General features: G+C 59.7%; 2 protein-coding genes. Both read right to left on the reverse strand.

Annotated features, from left to right (window positions below):
• Positions 1-705: 2-phosphosulfolactate phosphatase (locus tag QJ48_RS33520; RefSeq protein WP_054977629.1), on the reverse strand; the 705-nt coding region annotated here is incomplete at its 3' end.
• A 21-nt stretch (positions 706-726) separates the two neighbouring features.
• The coding region (locus tag QJ48_RS33525) for a phosphosulfolactate synthase (RefSeq protein ID WP_193394542.1) at positions 727-1178 on the reverse strand (452 nt) is incomplete at its 5' end.

The raw sequence follows: 1178 nt of genomic DNA on the forward strand, positions 1-1178 counted from the left end.
GACGATAGGGGCCAAAGGCAATAGATCGATTTGCGAGCAGTACGTCACATCGTCGCGGAAGCCGAGCTTGGTCAGCCGTCGTCCGCCGGCGCAGGAGAGCAGCGTCTCGGTCAGACGGTCCTGCACTTGCCGGTAGGCGTGAAGCATGGCCAGGCCGAAATCACCGACCGCCTGTGCGGCGGCCGGACTGTCCGGGTCGCAGCCGGACAACCCGAGCAATTCGTGCACAAGCAGACCGGCGCATAGGCCGTCTTCCAGCGAGAACACGTCCTGGGCTCCCGAACAGACCAGCACGATTTCCTGGTCCAGCGAGGTCGCTTTGCGGGCACAGGCCCCGGCGTTCAGGAAAGCGCCGATCAGCACGTGATCCGCCTTTCTGGCCTTATGAATCGCCCGGGTGCCGTTAGTCGTCGTCATGATTAACGTTTTTCCGGCCAAGGCTTCAGGCGTATACTCAAGCGGAGAATTGCCGAAGTCGAAGCCGGGAATTTTTTTGCACGAACGTTCGCCCCCGAGCAAATTCCCCGGGCTCTGCAAGCTTTTTGCCTGACTCACCGTTTCGACCGGGACAAGCGTCCGGCATCCCCCGGCAAGTGCTGTCAGCATCGTGGAGGTCGCACGAAGCACATCGATGACGATAACGGTTTTGTGCTGAAGATCGTCGGACCTCGCTTCGTTAATGGAGGCGATCACTTGAATATTCATGGAAACCGGACCTCCCCCGCTTCAAATTTGCCAATCCCACGAATGGCCGACGGCGGCGGATTGCAGCCCTTCGGGAAGCATCGTATCCGAACGGAGCCCCCGACGGAGCGCTTCGAGCGAGATGACGTCCGAAGGAGCGACATTGCCGAGATGAACGTCGGCTCCCAGCATTTGCATCAGATGCACCTGCTGCTCCTTTTGCGGCGCTTCCCAAAGCAGAACGCCCGGACTCGGCACCTGCCTGAGCACCTGCGCGATTTCCTTATCCTTGCAAGCACCTTGCGCGTCGTAGATGCCGACGCCTTTGCCGGATTCCCGGCCTTCGATCGTGACAAGCGCGGCACCAAGCCCGGTATCCAGGATCACCGTCTCAATCAATTCGTCCAATTCGATGGTGGAGCCCCATCCTTTTTTTCCGTATTCTGTGATGACTGTGAGCCCTGCTTCCACACCTCGGGAGATCAGCTCGCTGC

Source organism: Paenibacillus sp. A3, from assembly GCF_001399685.1.
Classification (GTDB): domain Bacteria; phylum Bacillota; class Bacilli; order Paenibacillales; family NBRC-103111; genus Paenibacillus_G.